This window comes from Rhodopirellula europaea 6C (assembly GCF_000338295.1).
Classification (GTDB): Bacteria; Planctomycetota; Planctomycetia; order Pirellulales; family Pirellulaceae; genus Rhodopirellula; species Rhodopirellula europaea.
The window spans coordinates 1-22924 of record NZ_ANMO01000203.1; the positions used below are offsets into that span (position 1 = coordinate 1).

Consider the following 22924-nt stretch of genomic DNA (forward strand, 5'->3'; position numbering starts at 1 on the left):
TTGTGCCGTGTGTTGATCTGCCGAAAAGCGGCACCAGAAAACTGCACAACATCCTCCCTTTGCAAGGGCCGAGTAAAGCGAGAAGAGGGCAGGGCCTGAGCTCTGCACTCACCCTTTCGCTTCTTCTCTTGCTCGCCGGCTGCAGCACGGACGACGCTCCCAAAACATCGAATTTTGAACACGATCACGTCGTGTCATCGCACTGGCCCGAAGACCTCGCCGATTTGTCGAGCAAACTCCGCTCTCGCATCTCCGCGAACAACGATTTTTCAGACGAACCATTGCGTCATGAAATTGAAGACCTCGTCGATTGGGTGGGCGAAGTGGCCGCGGACACGAATTTGTCGGAAGCCGATTGGATTCCGCTGTACGAGAGCAGCCAAGCCGTCTCGGCAAACCTGAAGGCAACGAAGGAACCGTTCTCCAACAACGACCTGAAACAAATTGAATCGCTTTGCCAACTGATCGACGCGTCGATCGCAAAAACCCCTGACCAACTCGCCAGTTTGAAGGCAACCGGATCATGAGCCAACCGATTTCAATCATGTTGATGGGCGGACTCGTTCGCGTCCTTCAAGGCTTCGCTGCCGCGGCGCCGACGTTTCTGGTGGGCATGCTGATCGCTTCGATCATTCGGTACTACCTGGGCGACAAAGGCACGCGAAGGCTCTTCGGCGGTGACTCCCTGCGGTCACTACCACAATCGTGGTTGGTCGGAATGCTGTTGCCCGTTTGCTCGATTGGCGTGCTGCCGATTTTGCGTGAGATGCGTCGGGCGGGTGTGAAGCCTGGTGCGATGTCGGCGTTCGCGCTTTCCGCTCCGTTGTTCAATCCGCTCTCGCTGCTTTACGGGCTCACGCTCAGCCGCCCGATGGTGATCCTGCTGTTCGCATTTGGTTCGCTGGTCATCGTCACTGCACTGGGGTTGTTCTGGGACTCAATCGAAAAATGGTCCAACCGCAAAGAGACAGAAGATGAGCCTGCAAACCAGCATGATTCGGAAACGAACGGCACCGTTGATGCCGAATCCAAAGATCACCTGATTGGCTTGCGACGACTCGCTGCGACGTTCGTTCACTTCTCCCGAGAACTGACGGGCGTCAATCTTGCTTTGACCATGTTGGCGTTGTCTGGTCTCGCAATCCTGGCGACGGTCCTGCCATATGGAGCGATGCAGCACTCAGTGGAACGCGATGATTGGTTCGCGCCTCTCACAATGCTCGGGGTCGCGATTCCTGTATATGCGACACCGATGTTGGCAATGAGCCAACTCGGCATGATGTTCCAACATGCCAATTCCCCTGGCGCCGCGTTCACGTTGTTGATCTTGGGCACGGGCATGAACTTGGCAACACCGTTCTGGTTTGGCAAGAACTATGGATTCAAAGCCACCGCGTGCTGGACCGCTTCTTTGATAGTGATCGTGCTGGGCATTTCATACGCGATCAATCGACCACTCGTTCCGCCGGGCGTCGAACCTGCCGGGCACACACATGCCTTCGACATCTACGCCAACCCGATGTCGATTCACCACAGCCTCGGCGCAAACGCTTTGTACGATTTGGTTGTCAAGGAACTGGACTTCAGCGTCATCGCTGCGCTCTCCGCACTAGGCGTTTTTAGCCTGATTGGCATCGGCTTGCGTTTGATGAAAACCGATGAGGCTTGGTTAGTGAGCACCGCCAAAGCTGATTCGTTCGCGTCCTCTCTTTCATCGCAAGACGCACAAGCTCGAAAGGGACTCGACATCGTTGTCCCGCCGGGCGTCATCGGAGCGACCATGTTGGCGGGACTGGTCGCGATGAGCGTCGTTGCCTGCTTCGCCTACTACCCATCAGCCGATGAATGCCTGGACGAAATCAGCATGGCTCGGGCCGAATGTCTGGCAGCCGCCAATAGCGGCCAAGCCGAACACGCGTTGTACTGGTTGCCGGTTTGGGAAGACTGGAGCCGCCGGATGGAAGTCGGCACATTCATACGCACGGGCCAGATTCGGCCCTACCAGCGGATGCAGGGCTATTTGATTCGCAAGAAGCTTGAACTGCTCGAGCACGAACTGGAACACGACCCATTTGAACTGGAAGAAACGCAACAGGTCGTGAGGAATATTCTGGCGACCAACTCCCGCTGGGTGCGGTCATTTCGGCCCGAACCGTGACAATCGCTATTGAGCGAGACTACAATCGAGGGCGGTCGGACCGGACTGACGCACCCTCTTTCTGCGGATGATCCGTTTCATGTTGGTAGTCAAAAAAAGCAAACCCCGTGCCTTCACGCTGGTCGAACTGCTGGTGGTCATCTCGATCATTGGCGTTCTGGTGGCGATGTTGCTGCCTGCCGTTCAATCGGCACGCGAAGCCGCACGCAGCACCGATTGCAAGAATCGCATTCGACAGTTGGCACTTGCCACGCACATGCACCACGACGTGCTCGGCTACTTTCCGCCGGCACGATATGAATCGCGTCCAGACGCGAATCCCGCCGACCAATGCGGCCTGGAAACTCCCACGTGGCTGGCCCGTGTGATGCCTTATATCGAGCAAGCCTCGCTCGGTAGCCAATGGGATTTTTCCAAACCCTGGCATCGACACCCCGAGAACGTTCGAACGGTCGTTCCTGACATTTTCCTCTGCCCCTCACGACGCTCAGGAACACAACCAACCGGCACTCGGGAACTCCGTTCAACAGAAACCGGCGGTGGCGGTCGGCTACCTTGCGGTTGCCCACTTCCACCACGTCCTAGTGATGTATCAGTGAATGTCGAAGGAGCCCTTTGCGACTACGCCGGCAACCATGGCGACTTGTCGCCGGGCGCGACCGGAGCTCCCACCGACTTTTACTATGGCGGAAATGGAACGGGCGTCATCATCAGTGTGCGACCGGAGTGCAAAGAAGGCAAAGCAATCGCACCGTCCGATCGCATTCGCATGGCTTCTGTCACCGATGGAACGTCGAGCACGTTTCTGTTTGGCGAAAAGTATGTTCCGCTTGATCGCCTCGCGAAATTCCCCGAAGACTCACCCGCCTACGATGGCGACCACCTGCCGGCATCCAGTCGCCTGGCAGGTCCTGGCTTGAGACTAGCCAACGGGCCCAGCGATGTTCTCGCCGACATGTTTTCGTTTGGAAGTTGGCATCCCGCCGGCGTTCATTTCGCTTTGGTCGATGGCAGCGTGCGTATGTACAACCCGTTCACGGATACCAAGGTCCTGGGCTCGCTTGCCAACCGCCGTGACGCCCGAGTGGTGGAACTGGAACAATGATTCATTTCAGATTGGCGTTGCTGTTGTTGGTGGCGACACTATCGGGTTGCTCAAGCCAACAACCTGCCACGGGAATCGTGGAGTACACCGACGGTGATCCGGTGCAGTCCGGAAGCATTGAATTTCGCTCACTCAAAACAGGAGATCGTTACGCCGGAAAAATCGCGAGCGATAGAGCATTCACGCTACGCGACCAAGACGGGAACGAATCTCTTCCCCCTGGCGATTATGAAATTGTCGTCGTGCAAATCGTGATGACGGAAGACGTCGCCGCCGCGGATCATCAGCATGGGAGGACCGTTCCACGACGCTACGCCGACTACTACACCAGCGACTTGCGATATTCCAACCAAGCTAATCGTACAACGCTCATCCGTGTAGAACTCGACCCGACTCATTAGTTCGAACCGCATATGGCACGCACCTATCGAAAGCCATGGTTGCTTCCAAGCCGCGATGCAACATAGTCCTGACGATGCCAACCATGCGTGGTCAAAATGCCAGCATTGCCCCCGAACTCGTCAGCCTCGCATCCAGTATCTGTTTGACACTTAGCGAAATCTGATGGCGCAATCTCGAACTCGGATGCTATGAAGTGATGAGGAATGCCATCACTCAGTATCGATACAAGAAGGTGTTCGCAGCGCACGGGACAGCACCATGTTTGGGGCTGTTTCCTGACATGGTGTAGTGCACTGATCCCACGGACACTTCCGATTCGTGTAAGTTTCTGTGGCTTGACGACGCAAAGAAGAAGATCGAAGCTTGGCGAGTTAACTACAACGAACATCGACCCCACAGTGCTTTGGGCAACCTGGCCCAAAAACTTCGCTTCATCTGGCCGGGCGTGCCCGGCCAGATGAAGCTCTGATTCTCTCACTGGCCCTGTATCAGGAAAGGGAAGCAGGTCACTGAATGCAGCAATCTGCGATCACTTCTATCGCACTGTTCACCCGTCGAACGCGGCGGCTATTTAAATGGAGCGTCAACCAAGAGTCGAGTGATCAATGAACGGATCACCTCCTCGTTCAAGTCATCTAGATGAAAGACGTCGAATGGCTGAACACGTCCACCCTTGAACATCTCCACCGCCATCTGATTTCCGTTCGGTTTGAAAACAATGCCGAATCGATGTTTCGTGCTATTCGATCGCATCGACCACAGAGTCAAACCGATTCCAAGACCGGTCAATCTGCGGTGCCACTCGATTGACGCGTTTGCTTTCCCCGCTTCCTCGATTTCACTTCGACACCGCGACAGCACGTTATGGATCAAGCCATGAACGGCGACACTGGTGTCTGACAAGCTATCGGCAGATTTTTCATCGTTTTGCACGCGTGTTCTTTTGGCTTCCGCTGTGGTTTGAGAAGAATTTGCAGGTGGTTGTTAAATCAGTTCGCTGATGAAGCGAGACACGTGCTCCCAGATAAACCGTTCGTCAAGATCATCGGTGTCGAAATAACTCAGAGCACGCTCTTTGTGGGAAAAGCAGGACTCGATGGCCACCAGATCAACATCAGGAAAAAACCAAATGCTAGAAGGCTTGCCTGCCCCCGCTGGCTCCGGGTGACGAACTATTAGCCCATACCCTCGAACATTCCGCTTGACGATTGACTCAACAGCAGCACGCCATTCACCGGCCGAATTGATCTCGGCCTGACACTTTTCCAAAACAGCCGAAACAAGCATGTCCGGAGATTTCTTGGATACGTCCACTCTTCGTACATCGATTTCGTTGCGGTCTCTCATGTGATCGAAGAAAGCTGTTGTGAGCGATTGATTACGTTCTACTTGCGGAACTAGCAACTGTCGGGCCAACCGGCCATGTCCTCTGCAGATCGACAATCGAGCAGCGATCACCTCTCAGTTGCACTTCAACACTTCTACCCAGGCTCACCAACGCGACGTCACGTCGCACCATTGCCGGTCAGACCGCAGGTGACTGGTCGACCAACGGAATGCGGCGAGATGCAGAGAATGCAAATGGAGCCTGACGGAGTCGGGGCACGACTCCGCCAGGCAAACTCGGCGACATGGGGCGCATGGTCGCCAAGTGTTCGCGAAAGGCGGAAAGCACCGCGGTGCCATGTACCATACGCACCTATCAAGCCCTGGGGATCATTGACAACCGGCGGACACTCATAGGCGACGTCTGCGACCGCACGCGAAGGCCACTCAACCGATGATACCGGGCCGATGACACCGGGCCGAACACGAAAAGATCCAATCGTCCTGATTCGTAACTCCGTGTTGATTCCCACGCACCGAGTCCCTCTCGAAAAAGCGTCGCGTGAATGAGGCCTGGTATAAAAATCAAGACAACGAGCGGCCCGGCGTTTGCTACCCAAGACGCCACCTGATGCGGGGCTCCGCAGGCTGCTGTTCAAGCAACCGATTCCGCGAAGGGACACCGTTGAACAAGCAGCAGCACACCTTCAAGAACGACGATCTGAGCACCGGGAAACGCATCGAAACGCCGTTCACCAACAGGAGGGGATCAGTCGAAACGGACTTTGGCTTGAAGTCTTCCAGCGGACTTTGCGTGGAATGGATCATCAACAAGCATGGACTAAGATGCCGACGAAACGCTGTGACCGATGTTCGGCTCAAACGACATCTCTCGAAACGAGGAATAAGCCTTCCGGTTTGGCTAAACGGCCCGGCACCGTTCTCGCACTGGATTTCTCGATTCGAACAACAAAGTCGGCCGGCAACTTCTCGATGAGTACGACGCTGACTACGGGGCCGATCAATCCTAGATTCCGGACGCGCATGACCATCGCATTCGAAGCCGACCGACGGGATCGCGGGCAAGAATGGAAATTCCCCGCGAGTGACCTGACGATTGCATTGGTTGCTCGATTGAATGGAGTTGGTGTTGAGCGACGGGCGTTCTCGGGGAACTTCATGAGTGTTTCGAGAGAGCACCTTGAGCAGAACCGGCGATCTCATTCCTCTGACCGCGTTTACAACATTCGGAACTTCACGTTAGTACGAGAAGACTAGGATGCAACGATGAGTATCGAACCGGTGACCGCTTGGTCGCTCCTCTCTGGGCTGATCTTTCTACTTTCTGCGTTGGGTCGAGGGCCGATGCGACGTTGGCCGGTGTCGATGCCAGCAATCTTCTTGCTGGTCGGTGCTGCCATCGGACCATGGGGTCTAGGGTTACTCGATTTCGAATTGATCAAGCATGTCAAAGTGGTGGAATCGGTGTCCGAAGTCGCCGTCCTGATCAGTTTGTTAACAGCAGGATTGCAACTCAAACCACAATGGCACCACTACTTGAGGGCACCCATTCCAATGGCATCCGTGACGATGGTCGTTACGATCGCTGGAGTCGCTGTGGTCGGGATGATGATGCTGGACTTGCCCCTGGGAGCCGCCATCTTGCTGGGAGCGGTTCTTGCGCCGACGGATCCAGTGCTGGCGAGTGACGTTCAGGTCAAACACCATCAAGACACTGATCGATTGCGATTCGCGCTCACCGGCGAAGCTGGACTCAATGATGGAGCCGCTTTTCCATTCATTATGCTTGGACTGGGACTGCTCGGGCACCATCAGCTTGGCGAATACGGTTGGCGTTGGATCACGGTTGATCTTTTTTGGGCCACCACAGCAGGACTTGGTGTCGGTTGGGTGAGTGGTTACTCGGTCAGCCGCGTCGCAGTATGGATCAGACGCCAAGCTAATTCGCCTGCCGCCTGCGAAGAAGCACTGACCCTGGGGTTGATCGGGCTGAGCTATGGGGCAGCACTTTTGCTGCACGCTTACGGATTTTTGGCTGTCTTTGCCGCAGGCGTCGCGATGAGACGTTACGCGGAACGTCAATCCGATGACGAGCAGCCTGACAAGCTGATGCACACGGTGACCGAAGTGAATGACCAATTTGGCCATATCATCGAAGTCGCCGTCGTCGTGCTGGTGGGTGTTCTCGCAACCTCCTACTGGACGATGACAAGCGACTGGTGGATTGCGATGCTCGTATTCTTCCTGTTCCGACCATTCGGGGTGTTGCTCGCACTGGCAACCAAAGACATTCGCTTCTCGCAAAAAATCCTGATCTCTCTTTTTGGCATTCGCGGAATCGGATCGCTCTACTACCTGAGCTACGCGATCAGTCACGGGTTGGAGGAGCCCATAGCCAACCGACTCACGGGAATCGTTCTCACCACAATCACGCTTTCCATCATGATCCACAGCAATGCTGCATCCCTGATGATGCGAAGGTATGCAGAAAAAGACGACACCAAAACAAGTGCTGCCAGCAACTGATAGCTTTTCAATCCAAGCCTCGAATGGGTTGCAAGTCCGAATGCGATTCGTTCGACACCGCTTCGCCATCTCTTTCTCCATCCAAGATTGCGTCGCTCCGACGGCTGCAGGGAGGCGGACAGTTCTCGTCATCAAGTGCTTCGCAAAAGAAAAGCGTCGCGTCGCCCTTTGGAGTGAGGCGGGCCAAGGTACCTTGGTTGGAAATTCCCAGCAGAATTCCAAAATGAACCAAAGAGATAGAAGCAAATGGGACAACTTCACGATGTGGGCGAGGCCGATGGCTGGCGATGTTGGCTGTGCGATGAACCGGTCGATCCAGACATGTCACCCAACGATCCGCGTGGCGCGAGCTTGGACACTCGCATCAGCAAGGGACGGGCCAGGAAAAAGAAACAGGAAAAGGGTGAATTGCCAACCGAACGACTTGCTCACAAGAGTTGCAACACAGGCAAAGGATCAAATGATCCAGTTGTGCCCTGGCCTGCTCATTTGATTGTTGTCGATCCCGCTCCGATCATCGCCGCGGCCGAACGATTGGAGCGAAAGGGTGGCCGCGAGGCGATGGCTCGTTGCCCGACCCGACAAGACGCCGATGCGGTCGCCGAGTGGCTCATCGATCGACTTTCGCGTCTCACGCCGGGACTAGAAGTGCAACCAGAAATCGCGAGCACCGGTGGCCAGCATCTGGTCAGCCTGCGGACATCGTAAAATCAACTCGCTGCGAACAGCCCGCACACCATCAAGATTGGAAGCATGAATGTTGTTGAACTCTGGCATCTCCTTCATCACCTGCGATTTCTTCGGCAAATGATTCGTGTCGTTCGGGCAATCCACTAGCGTTGCCCAACTGCGGTCGGGATGCCCGTTCCGCCTGAAGGTTGAACCCATCCAAGTGACGTCCGAGGCGGAAGCCGTCGTAAAAGAGAAACAATGGCATGCGATGTTCAAGGACGAGCGGAACCGATGTGAGTCGTTCAAAACAATCGCGAATGATGCTGAAAACCCATTGATGTTTCATTGGTATCGCTACGAGAACGACACCGAAGCGTCTACCCGATGAGTGTGAAAGGATTGATGACGGTCCTGCGTGTTCTGCCCGATGACCTCTACGACTTGGTGATGAACAGCGACCAAGACGTTGAAAAGGGAGCCGTGTTTGCTGAGATTGTTCGGCGATTCGGGGATCCGTCGAAGTATGAAGCCGCGCCGAAGATGATGATGTGAAGCAGACTGACGTTGATGGCGATCGCCCGCTAAAATTGGCGAACTATCGCGGCAAGCCCAACCGAAGTCTCCACGAATGCTCTCCGAAGACGAGAAAAAGAAGCTCGCCCACCGACTCCGCCGGATCGCCGGTCAGGTAGCGGCGGTCGAGCGAATGATCGACGAAGACGCTTATTGCGTCGACACCCTGATGCAAATCTCGGCGGCGACCGGTGCGCTCGACAAGGTCGGCCGCTTGGTCCTCGAGAACCATCTGAAGACTTGCGTTCGGAATGTGATGACCACCGGCGACGCGACGGAAGTGGATGCGAAACTGGAGGAGCTGATGACTGTCTTTCAAAAGTACAGTCGATAGGTTCTCTGCTTAACCCTCGAGTTCCGCGATCAACTGTTTCATCTCGGCGATTTCTCTTCTCTGTGCTTCGATGATTTCGTCAGCCAGTTTGCGAACACGCGGGTCTGAGATGTTCGCCCGCTCACTGGTCAGGATTGCGATGGAGTGATGCGGGATCATTGCCTTCATCCAAGATACGTCGTCCACCGTTTGCTGACTGCGAACGAGGAACAACGACGTCGCGAAAACGATCGCGCTGCCAACAAAAATGCCGATGTTCGCCTTCTTGCTTTTGTACATCCCAAACATGAACGCGAGCATGACAATTGCCATCGTCGCTCCCATCAAGATCGCCATGTAAAAACGAGTTTCGCTCCAGAAGACGTGATCCAGCGAGTAGGTGTTCAGGTACATGAGTCCGAGCATTACGACGGAGGAGGTCGCAATCATGGCAGCAAAGGTTCGGTATTTCATTGTTTTGACGAAGTAGGGGAAAGAAGGCAGGGGTGGCGTGCCGCTTCAACGCTGCCAAAGACAAAGCATCGGTCAGGACACCACCCCCGCGTGGATTGGGAGTTGGGAGTTGGGAGTTGGGGAGATGGGGAGTTGCTTTTCTCCCAGACTCCCCTTCTCCCAGACTCTTTCACTTCACTCAGCGAAGCTCAGGAGCATCGACTCCTTGTGACTTCAGAACAGCCAGATACTTCTGTGGCTCAGCGGCGATCTTTTTCGCGCAACCGGGACAACATATGTAGATTGCTTTGCCATCGGCGTTGACTTTGTAGGGGCCGCCCATAGCGTCGAGTGGTTCGTCCATCACGGGGCATTTCTTCTGTGCCGCAATGAACCGCTTATCGGCATCGGACACTTTGAACACGCCGGGGCGGACTTGTTCGGTGTTCGTCGCGACAACGCTGGCGGGAGACGCAGTCTTGTAGACCATCGCCAGATACTTTTCAGGTTCGGATTGAACCTTCTTGATGCAGCCTTTGCAGCATAGGAACAACGGTTTTCCACCGACCAAGAGTTTGATCGGTTGGCCCATTCCGCCGAGCGGTTCGTCCATCACGGGGCAGACCGCTTGCTTGGTGATGAGTGCCGCATCTGATTCGGTGAACTTGACGACTTCGACTTTCGGCCTGGCTTGGATGAACTTTTCAGGATTGGCTTTCAATGCGTCAACGCATCCAGCACAGCAAACGAACAATCGTTGCCCAGCCACTTCCACGGCGACGGGATTGCCCATGCTGCCGAGTGGCTTCCCGCTTACAACGCAGACCTTTTGTCGTGCGATCGCGACCGCATCCAGTTCGGATTGCGCCGGCGAAAGAACCATCACATCTTGGTAAGCGAGGGTGTCGGGGGCCGCACCGACAAGTTGAACGTCGACCGTTAGTTGCCGACCAACGACGCGGGACAGATCAACATCAGCTTTGAGTGCGTTGTCCTCACTGGGGAACAAGTCATAACGATAACGTTTGGCATTGCCTTCAACGGAAACACTCGCCACACCACGACTCTGTTGAACAGAAACGGGTTTGCCGCCCGAATCATAGAGGTAGACCTTTAAGCCGGCAGTGGTGACAAGCGTTTCTGCTTGTAGGTTGCCGACCGCTTTGAGGGTCCCTTTGTGCGGACCGGTGGTCGACGTCTGACGTTGCGAGTGTTGGTGGTTGCCCGCATCCGGTACCGCTTGCTGGGCAAACAGCGTGGTCGGAAGAATTGCCAATCCTTCGCTGATGGACCCAAGCAAAGCGGCCAGCTATCCGCCTGGACCTCTGGAACTGCCCGACAACGAACCGGTCGTATTGACCGGCGAGAGTGCCGAGCAATTTGACCGAGCTTATGCCGCCTACTTTGCAATTCAGAAAGCTTTGGCCGCCGACCAAAGTCCTCCGCCGCTGGAGATGAACAAGCTCGATGAATCGCTGGGCATGGTGACGAGATTGGCGGACGTTCCCGATGAGGCTCAAAGTCATTTGCAAAGTGCCAAGCGATCCCTCGCACGAATGCAAGGTTCGCTGGAGCAGGTCCGGAAATCCTTCCGGCCGATCAGCCATTCGCTTCTCCGTGCGGCGACCATCGCTCGCGGCAAGCAGACGGCAACGAAGTTGGTTCACATGTACTGCCCAATGGTTCCGGGTGGTGGTGGCGATTGGATGCAACCTGAAGGCGAGCTGGTCAATCCGTATTGGGGCAGCGAAATGCTTTCCTGTGGTGAAACGGTGAAGGAAATGGGAGTGAAGGAGATGGGAGTGAAGGAGATGGGAGTGAAGGAGATGGGAGTGAAGGAGATGGGAGTGGGGAGTGGCCAGACTGGTAGTGATGCGCTGCAAGGAGAATTGAAATGAATGAGCGAGTACGGTCACATCGCGATTTGATCGTTTTTCAAAAATCGTTTGCTGCTGGAAAACGCATCTTTGAATTGTCGAAGTCGTTTCCCCGTGAGGAGATGTATTCGTTGACCGATCAGGTACGTCGTTCGTCACGGAGTGTGAGTGCCAATGTTGCAGAGGCATGGCGAAAGCGACGCTACGAAAAGCATTTCTGTAGCACGATGAATATTGCAGAGGCAGAAGCCGCCGAAACGCAGGTTTGGATTGAGTACGCTGCTGCGCACAGCTACCTCGATACGGACACGACGAAACAGGCGATCGAGTTCTACGACGAGATTTTGCGGATGATTGTCGCGATGATTCACGGCTCGTCGAAGTGGTGCGTCGACTTTAAGGCGGGAGTGAAGGAGTCGGGAGTGAAGGAGTCGGGAGTGAAGGAGAATGGGGAGACCTACAACATCGAGAATGACTATCCCTTACTCGATCAACAACTTCTCTTAGCTCCCACCTCCCCTACTCCCACCTCGGAGCGAAGCGATGCCACCGAACACGGGCAGAGCCATCGCTCGGGCGACGTCGGCACCTCGGCCGGTCGCCATCAGAACGGGAACGAGTGCGACCAGCGTGGTTGCGGTGGTCATCAAGCACGGCCGAATTCGCCTGACGCCCGCGTCAATCGTTGCGGCTCGAATGTCAGCGACTGTGTTCAGTCGTCGTCGCGTGAAGACTTGATCGAGATAGGTAGCGATCACGACGCCGTCGTCAACTGCGATGCCGAAGAGGGCGATAAACCCAACCCAAATCGCGGTGTTCATTTCGGCTCCGTAGATCGCCAGAAGAATCATGCCGCCGCCAAAAGCGACCGGGATTCCAGCGAACACGGCCAGCGTGATCGGAACGTGACGAAATTGCAGGTAGATGACCAACAAGTTGATAACGATGACCAGCGGCACCAACCACATCAGCCGATTGTTGGCTTCGATTTGATTGCGGAAACTTCCGACGGCTTCGAGTGAGTAGCCGGGCGGGAGGTTAAGTGAAGGAGTGGAGGAGTTGGAAGAAAAGGATTTTGGCGTAAGCCCTCCTTCACTCCCAACTCCTTCACTCCCAACTCCCTCACTCCCAGCTCCCAACTGTGCCAACCGCAACTCCTCTTCAATCGCCGCGATTGTCTCCAGATCTCCGGCTGCTCCGTTAGAGGAAAAAGAAACGTGAGCGATCAAACGAGCGTTCTCGCTGTTGATCGCACCCGGTCCCCACGTCGTTTCTAGCTTGGCCAATTCACCCAGTGGAACCACGGCGCCACTATGCGTAACCACTGGTAAACGATCGAGTTGTTCGACTCGCTCACGCAGATCGCGGTTGTAACGCAAGCGGACGGGATAACGCTCTCGCCCTTCGACCGTATTGATCAGGTTCATCCCGCCGAGTGCAGTCTCGATGACTTGGTTCACCATCTGAGCCGACATGCCGTACCGCGATGCGGCTTCACGATCGACGGTGAATTCGATGTACGGCTTCCCAAGAACGATGTCGGGATTGACCGTTCCTGAATTGACGTAGGGCGATTGCTTGAGATGTTCGGATACCTGCATCGCTGCATCGGCGAGTGTTTGCAGGTCGTCGCCGTAGATACGAATCGCCATCGGGGCTTTGATGCCGCTTTGCAACATCACGACGCGGCCCTCGATGGGTTGAAGTGGCGAAGCGGGCGTCACTCCCGGCAGCGTGGCAACGCGGTTGATTTCATCCCAGACATCACGAGCCGTCACGCCGGGCCGCCATTGTTCGCGGGGTCGAAGCATGACGTAGGTTTCGACCATCGCGGCGGGGGCAGGATCGAGGGCCGAATCAATCCGGCCAATCTTGCCCAGAACGTCCTTGACCTCTGGGATTTGGCCGATCAACACGTCCTGCGTTTGCAGCATCTGCATTGACTGACTGAAGCTGGCCGCCGGGTAGAGCGTTGGCATGTAGAACCAACTGCCCTCGTCCAGTGCGATCCAGTCGTCGGTCTGAAGCCCGGTGAACGTATGCTTGAGGTCGACGTAGCCGGGCAATTCGTTGGGGCGGACGCCGAGTTTCTGGACGACTCGCTCAAACGGAGCGACGACAAATGGAAGTCCGAACCATCCGCCAAGTCCCATCAGGACGATGAACGATGGCAATAGCCAAAAGGCGAATTTGTGCCGCAGGAACAGCGAGAGCGTTGGTCGATAGACCCAAACGATCGACCGACTGACGATGTTTTCATCCGTTGGTCGGACGCGTTCACGAGTCAACATCCAAGCAAGCCCGAAACCTACGGCGGCGGAGACAACCGTTACGAGACCGAGGGAAAGGCGATGGTCAAGGAGTGGGGGAGATGGGGAGTTGGGAGAGAAGGAGTGAAGGTAGTCAACCAACTGATGCCCCCAGACAAAAAAGGCGGTCAGGCCGAACAATGCGGCACCCGCAATCGCCGCTATCAACGCGGTTTGCTTTCGATAGTTCGCACTGCGAAGCAGCAATTGGCAAAGCGTGGGAACGATCGTCACAGCCGCAATCAACGCCGCTGAAATGGCAAACGTCTTGGTCATCGCCAGCGGCGCGAACAGCTTGTAGTCGCGACCCGTTAGGAAAAACACCGGCAGGAAGCTGACGATGGTTGTCGTGACAGCGGTAAGCACGGCGGGCGCAACCTCCACCGCCGCATCGTAGATGACGTCGCTTCGCGAGCGGGGAAGCTGGGAGTTGGGAGTAGGGGAGTCGGGAGTAGGGGAGTCGGGAGTAGCAAGGACCGTACTCCCACCTCCTTCACTCCCAACTCCTTCACTCCCACCTCCCGATTCCCATTCCGCCAAGTGTTGATAGATGTTTTCGCTGACGATAATTGCCATGTCGACCATCGTCCCAATCGCGATTGCGATTCCCGCCAGAGACATGATGTTCGCCCCGACGCCAAACACATTCATCGCGATGAACGACAGCAAGACGGCAATCGGAAGCGTGACCGCGACGATGAAGCTGCTGCGGATGTGCAACAGGAACAGCAGAATGACGACCGCCGTGATCAGGATTTCATCCCGCAGTGCGGTGGAAAGTGTCGCCACCGTTTCGTCGATCAGGCCGGTGCGATCGTAGATGCCCTTGATGGTGACGCCTTCGAGCGACGGTTCGATTTGAGTGATCTTTTCTTTCACTCGTTCGATGACCGCTCGCGGATTCTCGCCGTATCGCATCACGACGACGCCACCGACCGCCTCGGCTCCGTTGTAATCGAGTGCCCCGCGACGAAAGTCTGGCCCGAGTTGCACGGCAGCAATGTCGCGAACTCTGACTGGTACGCCTTCTCGCTGCATAATGACGGCTTGCTCGATGTCTCGGATGGCCTTTTCGGTGTCACCGTCGCTGCCGAGAAACCCCTTGCCGCGAACGATGAATTCCATACCGCCGGTTTCGACGGTCTTGGCTCCGACATCGAGATTGCTTCCACGTATGGCCGTCACGACTTGGTCGAGCGGGATGCCATGAAAACGAAGTTTGTCTGGGTCGACTTCAATTTGATATTGGCGAACGTAACCTCCGATGGAAGCGACTTCGCTGACACCCTCGACGGCCTGCAAGTCGTACTTGATAACGAAATCCTGCAGACTCCGTAGGTCAGCCAGACTCATGCCATCCTTGGGCGGCACCAAGACGTAGTAGAAGACTTGTCCAAGCCCGGTCGCGTCGGGACCAAGCTGAGGCACAACTCCACCTGGTAGCTGGGCGGCAGCGGTGCCGAGTTGTTCGGACACTCGGCTGCGTGCCCAGTAGAAGTCCACGCTGTCTTTGAACGTGACTTGGACGAAGCTGTATCCGAACATGCTCTTGCCGCGGACCGATTCGGCTCCCGGCACCGCCAACAGCGAAACGCTTAGCGGGTAGGTGACCTGATCTTCGATGTCTTTCGGCGAACGCCCCGGCCAAGGCGTCAGTACGATGACTTGGTTCTCGCCAATGTTCGGAATCGCGTCAATCGGAACACGGTTGTAGCTGATCCAACCGAAAACCGTGACGCCGATCGTCAGCAAAACGATCAACCAAGGTTCTTTAACGCAAAAGCGAATGATGCCTCTAAGCATGGCCGTCGAAATCGTCACTCTGTTTGTGGTGCCCGTCGTCTACTGCGGCTTCAAAGAGTTCAAGATGAATTTCGGCTTAGCAGACCACCACTGGGCGGGCATCGAAGACACGCCGCGGGAGGAGCTCCCTCATGCAGCGTAATCCATTGAATCAAATTCGTATTCCTGGCACGCGACGGACGTGTGCCAAATCTTTCTGCTTCAGGAGAGCAAGAATGAACGCAACTACCCTTCCATTGCCGGCCCATCAAGCGCTGGCGGTACTGCTAGCGTTCCCGGCGAGTTGCATCTGCGAATCAATCAGGAAGTTGCCATTCGTTGCAACCGTTTCGCCCGACGACATGCCTTCCAAGATGACCGCCCGATCGTCCGTCATCGGTCCCACCGTCACTCGGCGAATTTCAAAACGACCAGGATCCGTTTCGACATACACGACGCTGTTCTCACCCGTCATCAACACGGCATCGCGAGGAACCGTGACAACTTGCTGTTTCGGCAATGGCTCGCTGGCGTAACCGAGTTTTGACGTGGGAATCAAATCCATGCCACAGATAGGGCAATCGCCCGGTTGCTCGCGGATTACCTGCGGGTGCATTGGGCTGATGTACTTTCCTGCGAGCGCCGGATCGTAGATTCGATCTTGGCGAATGGCTGGAACGTAGACGCGTGCGGTCGCGTAGTCGCCCGGCTTTAACTTCGCATCCGGGTTCAGCATTTCGACCCGAATTTGAACGGTGCGGGTCTTGGAATTCACGGTCGGGTCGATGAAGGCAACCCGCCCGGTGAAGACTTCGCCGGGCAACGATGAGACTTCCGCTTCAACCTGTTGTCCGAAACGAATGCGAGCGGCATCGTCCGGAAATAGATCGAGCATCAACCACACGGTCGACAGATCGGCGATGCGATAAATCTTGTCGCCCGTCTTGATGTAGTCACCTTCAACGGCGTGCTTCTCGATCACGGTGCCCTTGATCGGCGAGCGCACACGAATCCGGCTTTCAGCTTTCCCGCGTGAACGAAGCTCGGCGACTTGGTCCTCGGTAAAACCAAGCTCGATCAGCTTTTGTTTCGAGAGTTCACCCATGTTGGACGAACCACCCAATCGTTTCAGTTCGCTGCCTTGCACAGCGGTCAAGTATTCAACTTGGGCCGAATACAAGTCGGGACTGTAGATCAACGCGAGGTCATCGTTCTCTTCAACGGGCACACCGACATAGTTGGCGTAGAGCTTTTCGATGCGACCACCGACGTAGGCGGAGATCGTTGCCAACTTGCTCTCGTCATAGTCGACGGATCCGATGGTGCGAATGGTTTGCGAGACGGGACCAAGTTCGGCGGTTGCGGTTTGAATTCCAATCAAGCGACGAGCGGCCGGTTCGATCGTCACTGACATTCCATCACCGCCACCACCGCCGGTTGCTTTGACCAACTCCATTGCGCAAACCGGACAACGTCCCGGTTCACTCGATGGCGGAGTACACATCATCGGACAGATATAGCGGTCATCCCCGGCGTTGGTGTTCGCGACAGAGGGCTTCGCCGAGTCAGCAACCGGCACCAACTTCATCGCACAAATCGGGCAATTCCCCGGCTCGTCCTGCCGAATCTGCGGATGCATTGGACACGTATAAATCGTTTCTCCATTGTTGGAACCGGCATCGTCGCTTGTCGCGGCCATATCGCCGTTGCGAATCCAGCCCTGCCTCTGGGCCAAGCCAACAAGTGCAATGCCCAACACGAACACAGCCAACAAGACACCGGCATGCGTAGCCGTCCGGCCAAGCCATTGAAGGCCGTTTAGCTTTGAGCGAATGTCCATGATTTGAAGATGGGGAGTGAAGGAGTGAAGGAGTGAAGGAGTGAAGGAGTGAAGGAGTGAAGGAGTGAAGGAGTGTGGGAGTCTGGGAGTCTGGGAGACGGGGAGAAACGCTACTCGCAGACTCCCCTTCTCCTTGACTCCCTAACTCCCCTTCTCTTTCACTCCTTCACTTCCTCAAACTTCTCCGCCTTCTCTTCGTCGCTCAACGCAGCCCACTTTTCCGGGCAGCCTTCGCAGCAGAATCCGATCGTTTTGCCGTCGTATTCGGCCGTCAGTTCTTCGGTCGGCTCGCCGCCCATGATGGGGCATTCGGAATTGGCAAAGCTCATCGGCGTCGCCTCAACTGGTGCCGTCACCGACGGTGCCGTTGTGGTCTGGTCCGTTTCACCACAACCGGTAATGGTTGCGGTAAGAAGCAGCATCAGAGCTGCAGGAATTGCATGATGGCGCATGGAAGTTCTCTCTGTAGGACGACGGAAACAGTTCCGTCAGAAGGTATGGTGGATCGTTGATGATTCGTTTTGGTGAGCGCGCACGCTCCCCAACGATCTTCGCTAGATCCGCCAAACACAGAGAAAACGCTGAGAGAAATCAGCTCGACTTCCGAAAGAATCGTCGATGACTTGAGGCCGATCGAACGCCAGGGGCGTTTCGTCCAGAACAACAAAGTCCAGCATCGAAAGACGATTCACGAGCTCGCGAACGATTTGCTCGCGGTGATCCGTTCGGTCCATCGGTGGCGTGGATACACCGCAAGTGCATTGCGACACCGTCGGATGAGCCCCCGCTGGCACCAGAACTTCGATGCTCTTTTCGGGTTGCTGCTCTTGCTCCTCGGTGGGCTTTGTTTCATGCGTGCAGCAACAGCAGCGATCGCTCGCTGATTGCACCTCACAGCAACCACAACCCGGACACTTCTGCGTTTGCTCGCAAACCTTGTCCGCACAGTCGCCAGACATCGCCAGCGCAGCCATCGGCTGAATCGTCGTGCTGACGATCAGGCAAGCTGTAACGGCAATGTGGATTGTTGCGAGATTCATTCGGAACGACCGGAGGAAACATACCCTAATAAGGTATCTGCATTATCGCTGGGTGCCGAAAAGAGTGCAAGAGGAAACATCGTTACCAACGGAATCTTGGGTGCAACACGAATGGGCCAGCATCGAGCAACAGCAGCGGAACTGATCCGGCGCAACAACCGAAAGTTGCTGGTCGTCCTGTTGCTCACACTGCCTGGGTGCCGAACGGCACGCGAATCCATTGTTTCCAAACCCGCCCTGCCGACGCCGAACTCATATGCTTCGATCGAGTCCCGCGATAAAGGCGACATCATTCAGGAGACTTCGGGGCATGGTCAGGGCGTCGAGAAAACTACCGATACAATGCTGGTGGGATTCCGAACCCATCAGGATGATTCCGAATTGGATGATCAGGACGCAGTCGTGTCATCTGAGCAAAGCAACAATGATGACATCGAGTTTCTAAACGACGGCGAGCGTCCGGACGTAGCGACGGAAAACACCTTCGCAGGTTTTTTGGATGGCGTCGAAGTCGAATCAACCGAGCCGGGAACTCCCGTGACGCTCGACGAACTGATCGCCACGGCCGTTGCATCTCATCCGTCAATTGCCGCTGCTCGACAAAAGGTCGCCGCCGCATCGCATCGCATTCCGCAAGCCACCTCGCTCGAAGATCCCGTCGTGGGCAACACGTTCTGGCCCATTCATGACCAAGCCCTTCAAACGGCGGGCGGACGCATCGGTCACCAGTTCTCACTCAGCCAAAAGGTTCCCTGGCCGGAGAAGCTAGACGCTCGTGGGCAGGTCGCATACCGCGAAGTCCAAGTTGCTCGCGCAGAAGTCGCGCGACGGCAAATCGAAATCACCGAAGCCGTACGCTTGGCTTACTACGAACTTTGGCTCGCCGCCGAATTGTTGCGGATCGTCGATGACAAAACCGAGATCGTCGAAGACCTCATCGCGGTATCCGAAGCCCGCTACCGAACCGGTGGAAGTCAACAGGATGTGCTTCGTGCGGAACTCGAAGGTGATCGTCTGGCCGAACAACTGATTGCTCTACGCCGACAACGCGAACAAGCCCGAGCTGACCTTGGTGCCCTCGTTCGGATGCCGATGAACTACATGCCTGTGGCGGCCGATGAACTCGATGTCGATGAAGTGGCACCGCAACTCGAACAACTTGTCGCCCAAGCGGAGCAATGCAATCCAACGCTGCAAGGACTCGCCGCCGAAATCGCTCGCGACCGAGCCAAAGAGTCCCTCGCCTGTTTGCAGCAGTACCCCGACTTTCAACTTGGTCTTGGTTACTCGATTGTCAGCGACGATCACAACGTCCTCAGCCCCGTTGCGAATGGCCACGACAACATCAACTTCTCGATCGGCGTGACGCTTCCGATTTGGCGGGACAAGATCAACGCGGGCATCAGTGAAGCAGCCCACGACCGCAGCAGCGCGACGCTACGCCGAGAAGCTGAACGCGACCGTCTGCGTGGAACGCTCCGCCGCCAAGTCGCCGCCGCCTACGCCGCGATCGAACAACTTGAACTGTTGCGTACACGACTGATTCCACGGACCGAACAAACACTCACGATCAGCACGGCCGACTATCAGAACGAGAAAGCCGACTTCACCGACCTCGTCGCCACCTACCGCGAATTGCTCGCCCTGCAAGTCCAAGTGGCCCGCACCAAAGCCACCATTGCCAGCACCCTCGCTCAAATCGAACGAACCGTCGGCTGCCCATACTGAACGACCAACCAGAGCGTCTGAGCCTGTTCAATACAAACTCTGCCCACGATGCAATAGAAGCAACCACTTCCGCATTCAATAGCAGGCTCCACCTCTGGCTAAGTCATCCGCGTTGTCAACCGGCAAACGAAGACCCAACGATTGGTTCTGCGATACGACAGAATGCATCTGCAACCCTCATCTGCCTGGTCGTGGTGCATCGTGGGTGAAACAATTTCGGTGATTGAAGCCCAACACAGCCTTCGCCCACTTCCGACGAACGGTTCGCGTAGGAGCGGAATCGAACGAAGTACCAACAGCAACGCCTGAGCAAACCAGCGAAACTGCTCGACAGGATATGCAGACCAAGCGTGACAAGGTTGGCTGACAACGAAATCAGCTGGAAGCGGTTCAAACTCTCGCTCGCACAGGCAAAGCATACGTCCCTTGGCCGAGAGAACACTGGATTGACCGCTCGTTAATCCAGCCCCGGCGACAAGGGACCCCAAACGCAAATTCGCGACTTGGTGTTGATGCAAACGCTCAACTCCCAGGGCGAATTCGGCCCTGCAGCGGAGGAGGCGGTTCTTCCAACTAAAGAGGTGATCGGCGATCGGGGCACGCAAAAGTTTGAGCGTCGTCGCGAAAGCAGGTCTACAATCGATTGGGCGGGCGGAGGTACGTCAGAGATTCGCCAAGGTGTGTCCATGACCATCACTGACAGAAATAGACTTCGCGAGCTCGATACAGTAAGGAACACATAAAATGAAGAATCTCCATTGGCTTTCCGCCCTGCTTCTTACCTGCTTGGTTTCGACGCCGGTGTTTGCCGAGCGGGCTTGGCAGGGATCGATCCATTTGATGGACGCTAACATTCTCTTCCATTTTGATGGATATGGTTACGGCGATTGGCACACGATCGGTGGCCTCCGTTTCCCTGGCAATCGTTTAAGGGCACCAAGAAGAAACCTGGTGGACTTTCGCCTACTCCCCAGCAAAGAGGATCCCTTACGCACATCGATCAAAGCCCGCGTTGAAATCAAGATCGACGGCTACGAGGCCGCGTTCGACCGACTCGACTTCACACGTTCGAGTCGACACGCGGATTGGAGAATCGACCCGAGATTTATCCAACGCTTGAAAACAGAAGAAGCAGCAAAGCAGAGCACACAATCAGATCCGAAGGCAGCGATCCCTGTGTCCCGCCAACACGGAGGAAGCTTAGAAAAAGATGATTAGAAACTTTGGACGCAACCTAACAATCGATCCGGCAAGGTTCTGCTGTCCACGAACCGAGGCGGAGCTGCTCCATTTTCTTGATGACAACCGTTGCTCAAACATTCGGGTAATTGGTCGGCTGCATTCCTGGAGCCAAGTTCTTCAGGCCCATGATGCGGTCATCGATATGAGACACTTCGATTCGGTTGAGTTGGATCGGTCCGGGGAGGAATGGGCGGTTCGAGTAGGTGCGGGCTGCCAAATCAAGAAAGTGCTAGAGTCTCTGCAGTCACACGGCTTGACACTCCCAACGCTTGGTTTGATCGATGAGCAATCGGTTGCAGGGGCGATCGCAACAGGCACACATGGCTCAGGACGCCAGAGTCTGTCGCACTTTGTTCGCGCGATTCGCATAGCTTCGTTTTCAGGCGACCAGCGCAACGCAAAAGTTGATTGGATCCAGGCTAACGAGTCACCACGTTTGCGAGCAGCTCGGTGTTCTTTGGGATGCTTGGGTGTGGTCACCGAGATCGAATTGCCCGTTCGGAAACAATACTCCATCGAAGAACATCTACAGAGATACGAGACCCTTGAAGAGGTTATTGCACAGGAGGCGGACTACCCATTGCAACAGTTCTATTTCGTTCCTTGGAAGTGGGACTACTTCGCGCAACATCGAGTAGAAACCGATCAAAAACGAAGTTGGCACGCGTCTCTCTATCGTTGGTTTTGGGCGTTGGGAATGGACACCATTTTTCACGTCATTGTCTGCCTGTTGGCGAGATGGCTACCCCGCCGATGCACCGCGTTCGCCTACCAGAAGTTAATTCCGCAATTGATTCCTAGAAACTGGAAAGTGGTAGACCGGTCCGACCGTCAATTAACGATGCAGCACGAGCGGTTCCGACACATCGAAGTCGAGTTGTTTGTTCCGGGCAAACACCTCAAAGGCTCGCTTCACGCGGCTCGTGAACTCTTAATGTCCTACGCAGCGAAGCCGGGCCTTGAGAATTACACTCACCATTATCCAATCTGTGTTCGTCGAGTCCTGCAGGACGATACGCTCATCTCACCCGCCTCAGGCGGTAACGAGCCGTGGTATACCCTCAGCTTCATCAGCTACGCCCGACCGGCGGAGCGAGAGAGCTTTGAAGCCTTTGCAACGGAACTTGTACAGACGATGGGGGAACAGTTTGCTGCGAGACCTCATTGGGGAAAATTCTGCCCACTCACTTTCGATTCGGTCAACCATCTTTACCCGCAGTGGGACGACTTTGCTGCGATTGTGCAGATGAATGGTGCAGGAGATTCATTCGCGAACGCTTGGTTGCAGGGGCTGCTAAACCAAACGCAATCGTGATCAGAATCTCCAACGCAGTTCAAGCGGTGCCATTGTGACTAGTCAAAATCAAGCCTAATCCGCCACGAGGGAATCATCAGGTTTCCAGTTCGCCATCGCAGGCAGGATTGATTTTCTGAATGCGGATCATTGGGATGAGGTAAAGCAACGCGTCACGGCGCGCCCCGGCACGTCCTTGAACTTACGTCCAAGGATCTTTGCTACCGATAGCCGTGGCTTTTTGCTTGCCACTGTCGATGGAA

Annotated in this window: 20 protein-coding genes and 2 pseudogenes; 15 read left to right on the forward strand and 7 right to left on the reverse strand. The window is 55.6% G+C overall.

Translation table 11 applies throughout. The features are described 5' to 3' along the window. The first annotated feature begins 191 nt into the window (after positions 1-191). The 5 genes from RE6C_RS20670 (at position 192) to RE6C_RS30745 (ending at position 4134) form a co-directional block, all read left to right on the forward strand. A complete protein-coding gene (locus tag RE6C_RS20670; RefSeq protein WP_236618387.1) occupies positions 192-527 on the forward strand; it encodes a hypothetical protein in 336 nt (111 codons plus the stop codon). Then, positions 524-2158 carry a permease gene (locus RE6C_RS20675; protein ID WP_008659704.1) on the forward strand — a complete coding sequence of 545 codons (1635 nt, stop codon included), beginning with the start codon at positions 524-526 and terminating at the stop codon, positions 2156-2158. Before RE6C_RS20670 ends, RE6C_RS20675 begins: the two co-directional genes overlap by 4 nt. 79 nt (positions 2159-2237) lie before the next feature. Then, complete coding sequence (locus RE6C_RS20680; RefSeq protein ID WP_039962821.1) at positions 2238-3263, forward strand: DUF1559 family PulG-like putative transporter; 1026 nt, start codon at positions 2238-2240, stop codon at positions 3261-3263. Beyond that, positions 3260-3664, forward strand: coding sequence for a hypothetical protein (locus tag RE6C_RS20685; protein WP_008659708.1), 405 nt, complete (start codon positions 3260-3262; stop codon positions 3662-3664). Before RE6C_RS20680 ends, RE6C_RS20685 begins: the two co-directional genes overlap by 4 nt. Positions 3665-3993: 329 nt before the next feature. After that, positions 3994-4134, forward strand: coding sequence for an integrase core domain-containing protein (locus tag RE6C_RS30745; protein WP_081605706.1), 141 nt, complete (start codon positions 3994-3996; stop codon positions 4132-4134). A 515-nt stretch (positions 4135-4649) separates the two neighbouring features. Here the strand turns inward: RE6C_RS30745 and RE6C_RS33020 are convergent. Further along, a complete protein-coding gene (locus tag RE6C_RS33020) occupies positions 4650-5123 on the reverse strand; it encodes a hypothetical protein (protein ID WP_236618388.1) in 474 nt (157 codons plus the stop codon). A gap of 1155 nt (positions 5124-6278) precedes the next feature. On the opposite strand from RE6C_RS33020, the gene RE6C_RS20710 reads away from it, so the two are divergent. The 4 genes from RE6C_RS20710 to RE6C_RS20730 all read left to right on the forward strand — a co-directional run bounded on the left by RE6C_RS20710 (position 6279) and on the right by RE6C_RS20730 (position 9117). Further along, positions 6279-7538, forward strand: coding sequence for a cation:proton antiporter (locus RE6C_RS20710; protein WP_008659718.1), 1260 nt, complete (start codon positions 6279-6281; stop codon positions 7536-7538). A gap of 246 nt (positions 7539-7784) precedes the next feature. Beyond that, positions 7785-8246 (forward strand): hypothetical protein, encoded by a 462-nt coding sequence (locus RE6C_RS20720; protein ID WP_008659721.1) that lies wholly within the window; start codon positions 7785-7787, stop codon positions 8244-8246. A gap of 348 nt (positions 8247-8594) precedes the next feature. After that, on the forward strand, positions 8595-8762 hold the full coding sequence (locus RE6C_RS30755) for a hypothetical protein (protein WP_390175926.1): 168 nt from the start codon (positions 8595-8597) through the stop codon (positions 8760-8762). Positions 8763-8838: 76 nt separating this feature from the next. Further along, on the forward strand, positions 8839-9117 hold the full coding sequence (locus RE6C_RS20730; RefSeq protein ID WP_007334766.1) for a metal-sensitive transcriptional regulator: 279 nt from the start codon (positions 8839-8841) through the stop codon (positions 9115-9117). Between the two features lie 9 nt (positions 9118-9126). Here the strand turns inward: RE6C_RS20730 and RE6C_RS20735 are convergent, their stop codons facing one another. Both RE6C_RS20735 and RE6C_RS33025 read right to left on the reverse strand, forming a co-directional pair. Continuing rightward, positions 9127-9570 carry a DUF305 domain-containing protein gene (locus tag RE6C_RS20735; protein ID WP_039962814.1) on the reverse strand — a complete coding sequence of 148 codons (444 nt, stop codon included), beginning with the start codon at positions 9568-9570 and terminating at the stop codon, positions 9127-9129. A 178-nt stretch (positions 9571-9748) separates the two neighbouring features. Then, positions 9749-10825, reverse strand: a complete 1077-nt coding sequence (locus RE6C_RS33025) for a hypothetical protein (protein ID WP_236618389.1) — start codon at positions 10823-10825, stop codon at positions 9749-9751. A 10-nt stretch (positions 10826-10835) separates the two neighbouring features. Between RE6C_RS33025 and RE6C_RS29575 the strand changes: the two genes are divergently transcribed. Together RE6C_RS29575 and RE6C_RS33600 are read left to right on the forward strand one after the other, a co-directional pair. Further along, the gene (locus tag RE6C_RS29575; protein ID WP_008659727.1) at positions 10836-11447 is read left to right on the forward strand and encodes a DUF3347 domain-containing protein; all 612 of its coding nucleotides are present in this window, start codon (positions 10836-10838) and stop codon (positions 11445-11447) included. Next, positions 11444-11785 (forward strand): annotated as a pseudogene (locus tag RE6C_RS33600) (four helix bundle protein); the annotation flags it as partial. The gene RE6C_RS29575 and the pseudogene RE6C_RS33600, both read left to right, overlap by 4 nt. Positions 11786-11929: 144 nt before the next feature. Here the strand turns inward: RE6C_RS33600 and RE6C_RS20750 are convergent. Then, complete coding sequence (locus tag RE6C_RS20750; RefSeq protein ID WP_052035015.1) at positions 11930-15538, reverse strand: efflux RND transporter permease subunit; 3609 nt, start codon at positions 15536-15538, stop codon at positions 11930-11932. On the opposite strand from RE6C_RS20750, the gene RE6C_RS32275 reads away from it, so the two are divergent. Further along, positions 15537-15680: a hypothetical protein gene (locus RE6C_RS32275; RefSeq protein WP_008659732.1), complete on the forward strand. Its 144-nt coding sequence runs from the start codon at positions 15537-15539 to the stop codon at positions 15678-15680. The two genes, RE6C_RS20750 and RE6C_RS32275, sit on opposite strands and share 2 nt — an antisense overlap. Positions 15681-15803: 123 nt before the next feature. Here RE6C_RS32275 and RE6C_RS20755 read toward each other — a convergent pair. The 3 genes and pseudogenes from RE6C_RS20755 to RE6C_RS32520 form a co-directional block, all read right to left on the reverse strand. Beyond that, positions 15804-17216: pseudogene (locus RE6C_RS20755) on the reverse strand (efflux RND transporter periplasmic adaptor subunit); the annotation flags it as partial. A 299-nt stretch (positions 17217-17515) separates the two neighbouring features. Continuing rightward, positions 17516-17779, reverse strand: coding sequence for a hypothetical protein (locus RE6C_RS20760; RefSeq protein WP_008659736.1), 264 nt, complete (start codon positions 17777-17779; stop codon positions 17516-17518). A 132-nt stretch (positions 17780-17911) separates the two neighbouring features. Beyond that, on the reverse strand, positions 17912-18397 hold the full coding sequence (locus RE6C_RS32520) for a hypothetical protein (RefSeq protein ID WP_039962815.1): 486 nt from the start codon (positions 18395-18397) through the stop codon (positions 17912-17914). A gap of 111 nt (positions 18398-18508) precedes the next feature. On the opposite strand from RE6C_RS32520, the gene RE6C_RS20770 reads away from it, so the two are divergent. The 3 genes from RE6C_RS20770 (at position 18509) to RE6C_RS20790 (ending at position 22682) form a co-directional block, all read left to right on the forward strand. Continuing rightward, entirely contained in the window at positions 18509-20125 is a 1617-nt protein-coding gene (locus tag RE6C_RS20770) for a TolC family protein (protein ID WP_008659740.1), read from the forward strand. A 744-nt stretch (positions 20126-20869) separates the two neighbouring features. Then, a complete protein-coding gene (locus tag RE6C_RS20785) occupies positions 20870-21343 on the forward strand; it encodes a hypothetical protein (protein WP_008659743.1) in 474 nt (157 codons plus the stop codon). Beyond that, positions 21336-22682, forward strand: coding sequence for a D-arabinono-1,4-lactone oxidase (locus RE6C_RS20790; RefSeq protein ID WP_008659744.1), 1347 nt, complete (start codon positions 21336-21338; stop codon positions 22680-22682). Before RE6C_RS20785 ends, RE6C_RS20790 begins: the two co-directional genes overlap by 8 nt. Positions 22683-22924 lie beyond the last annotated feature (242 nt).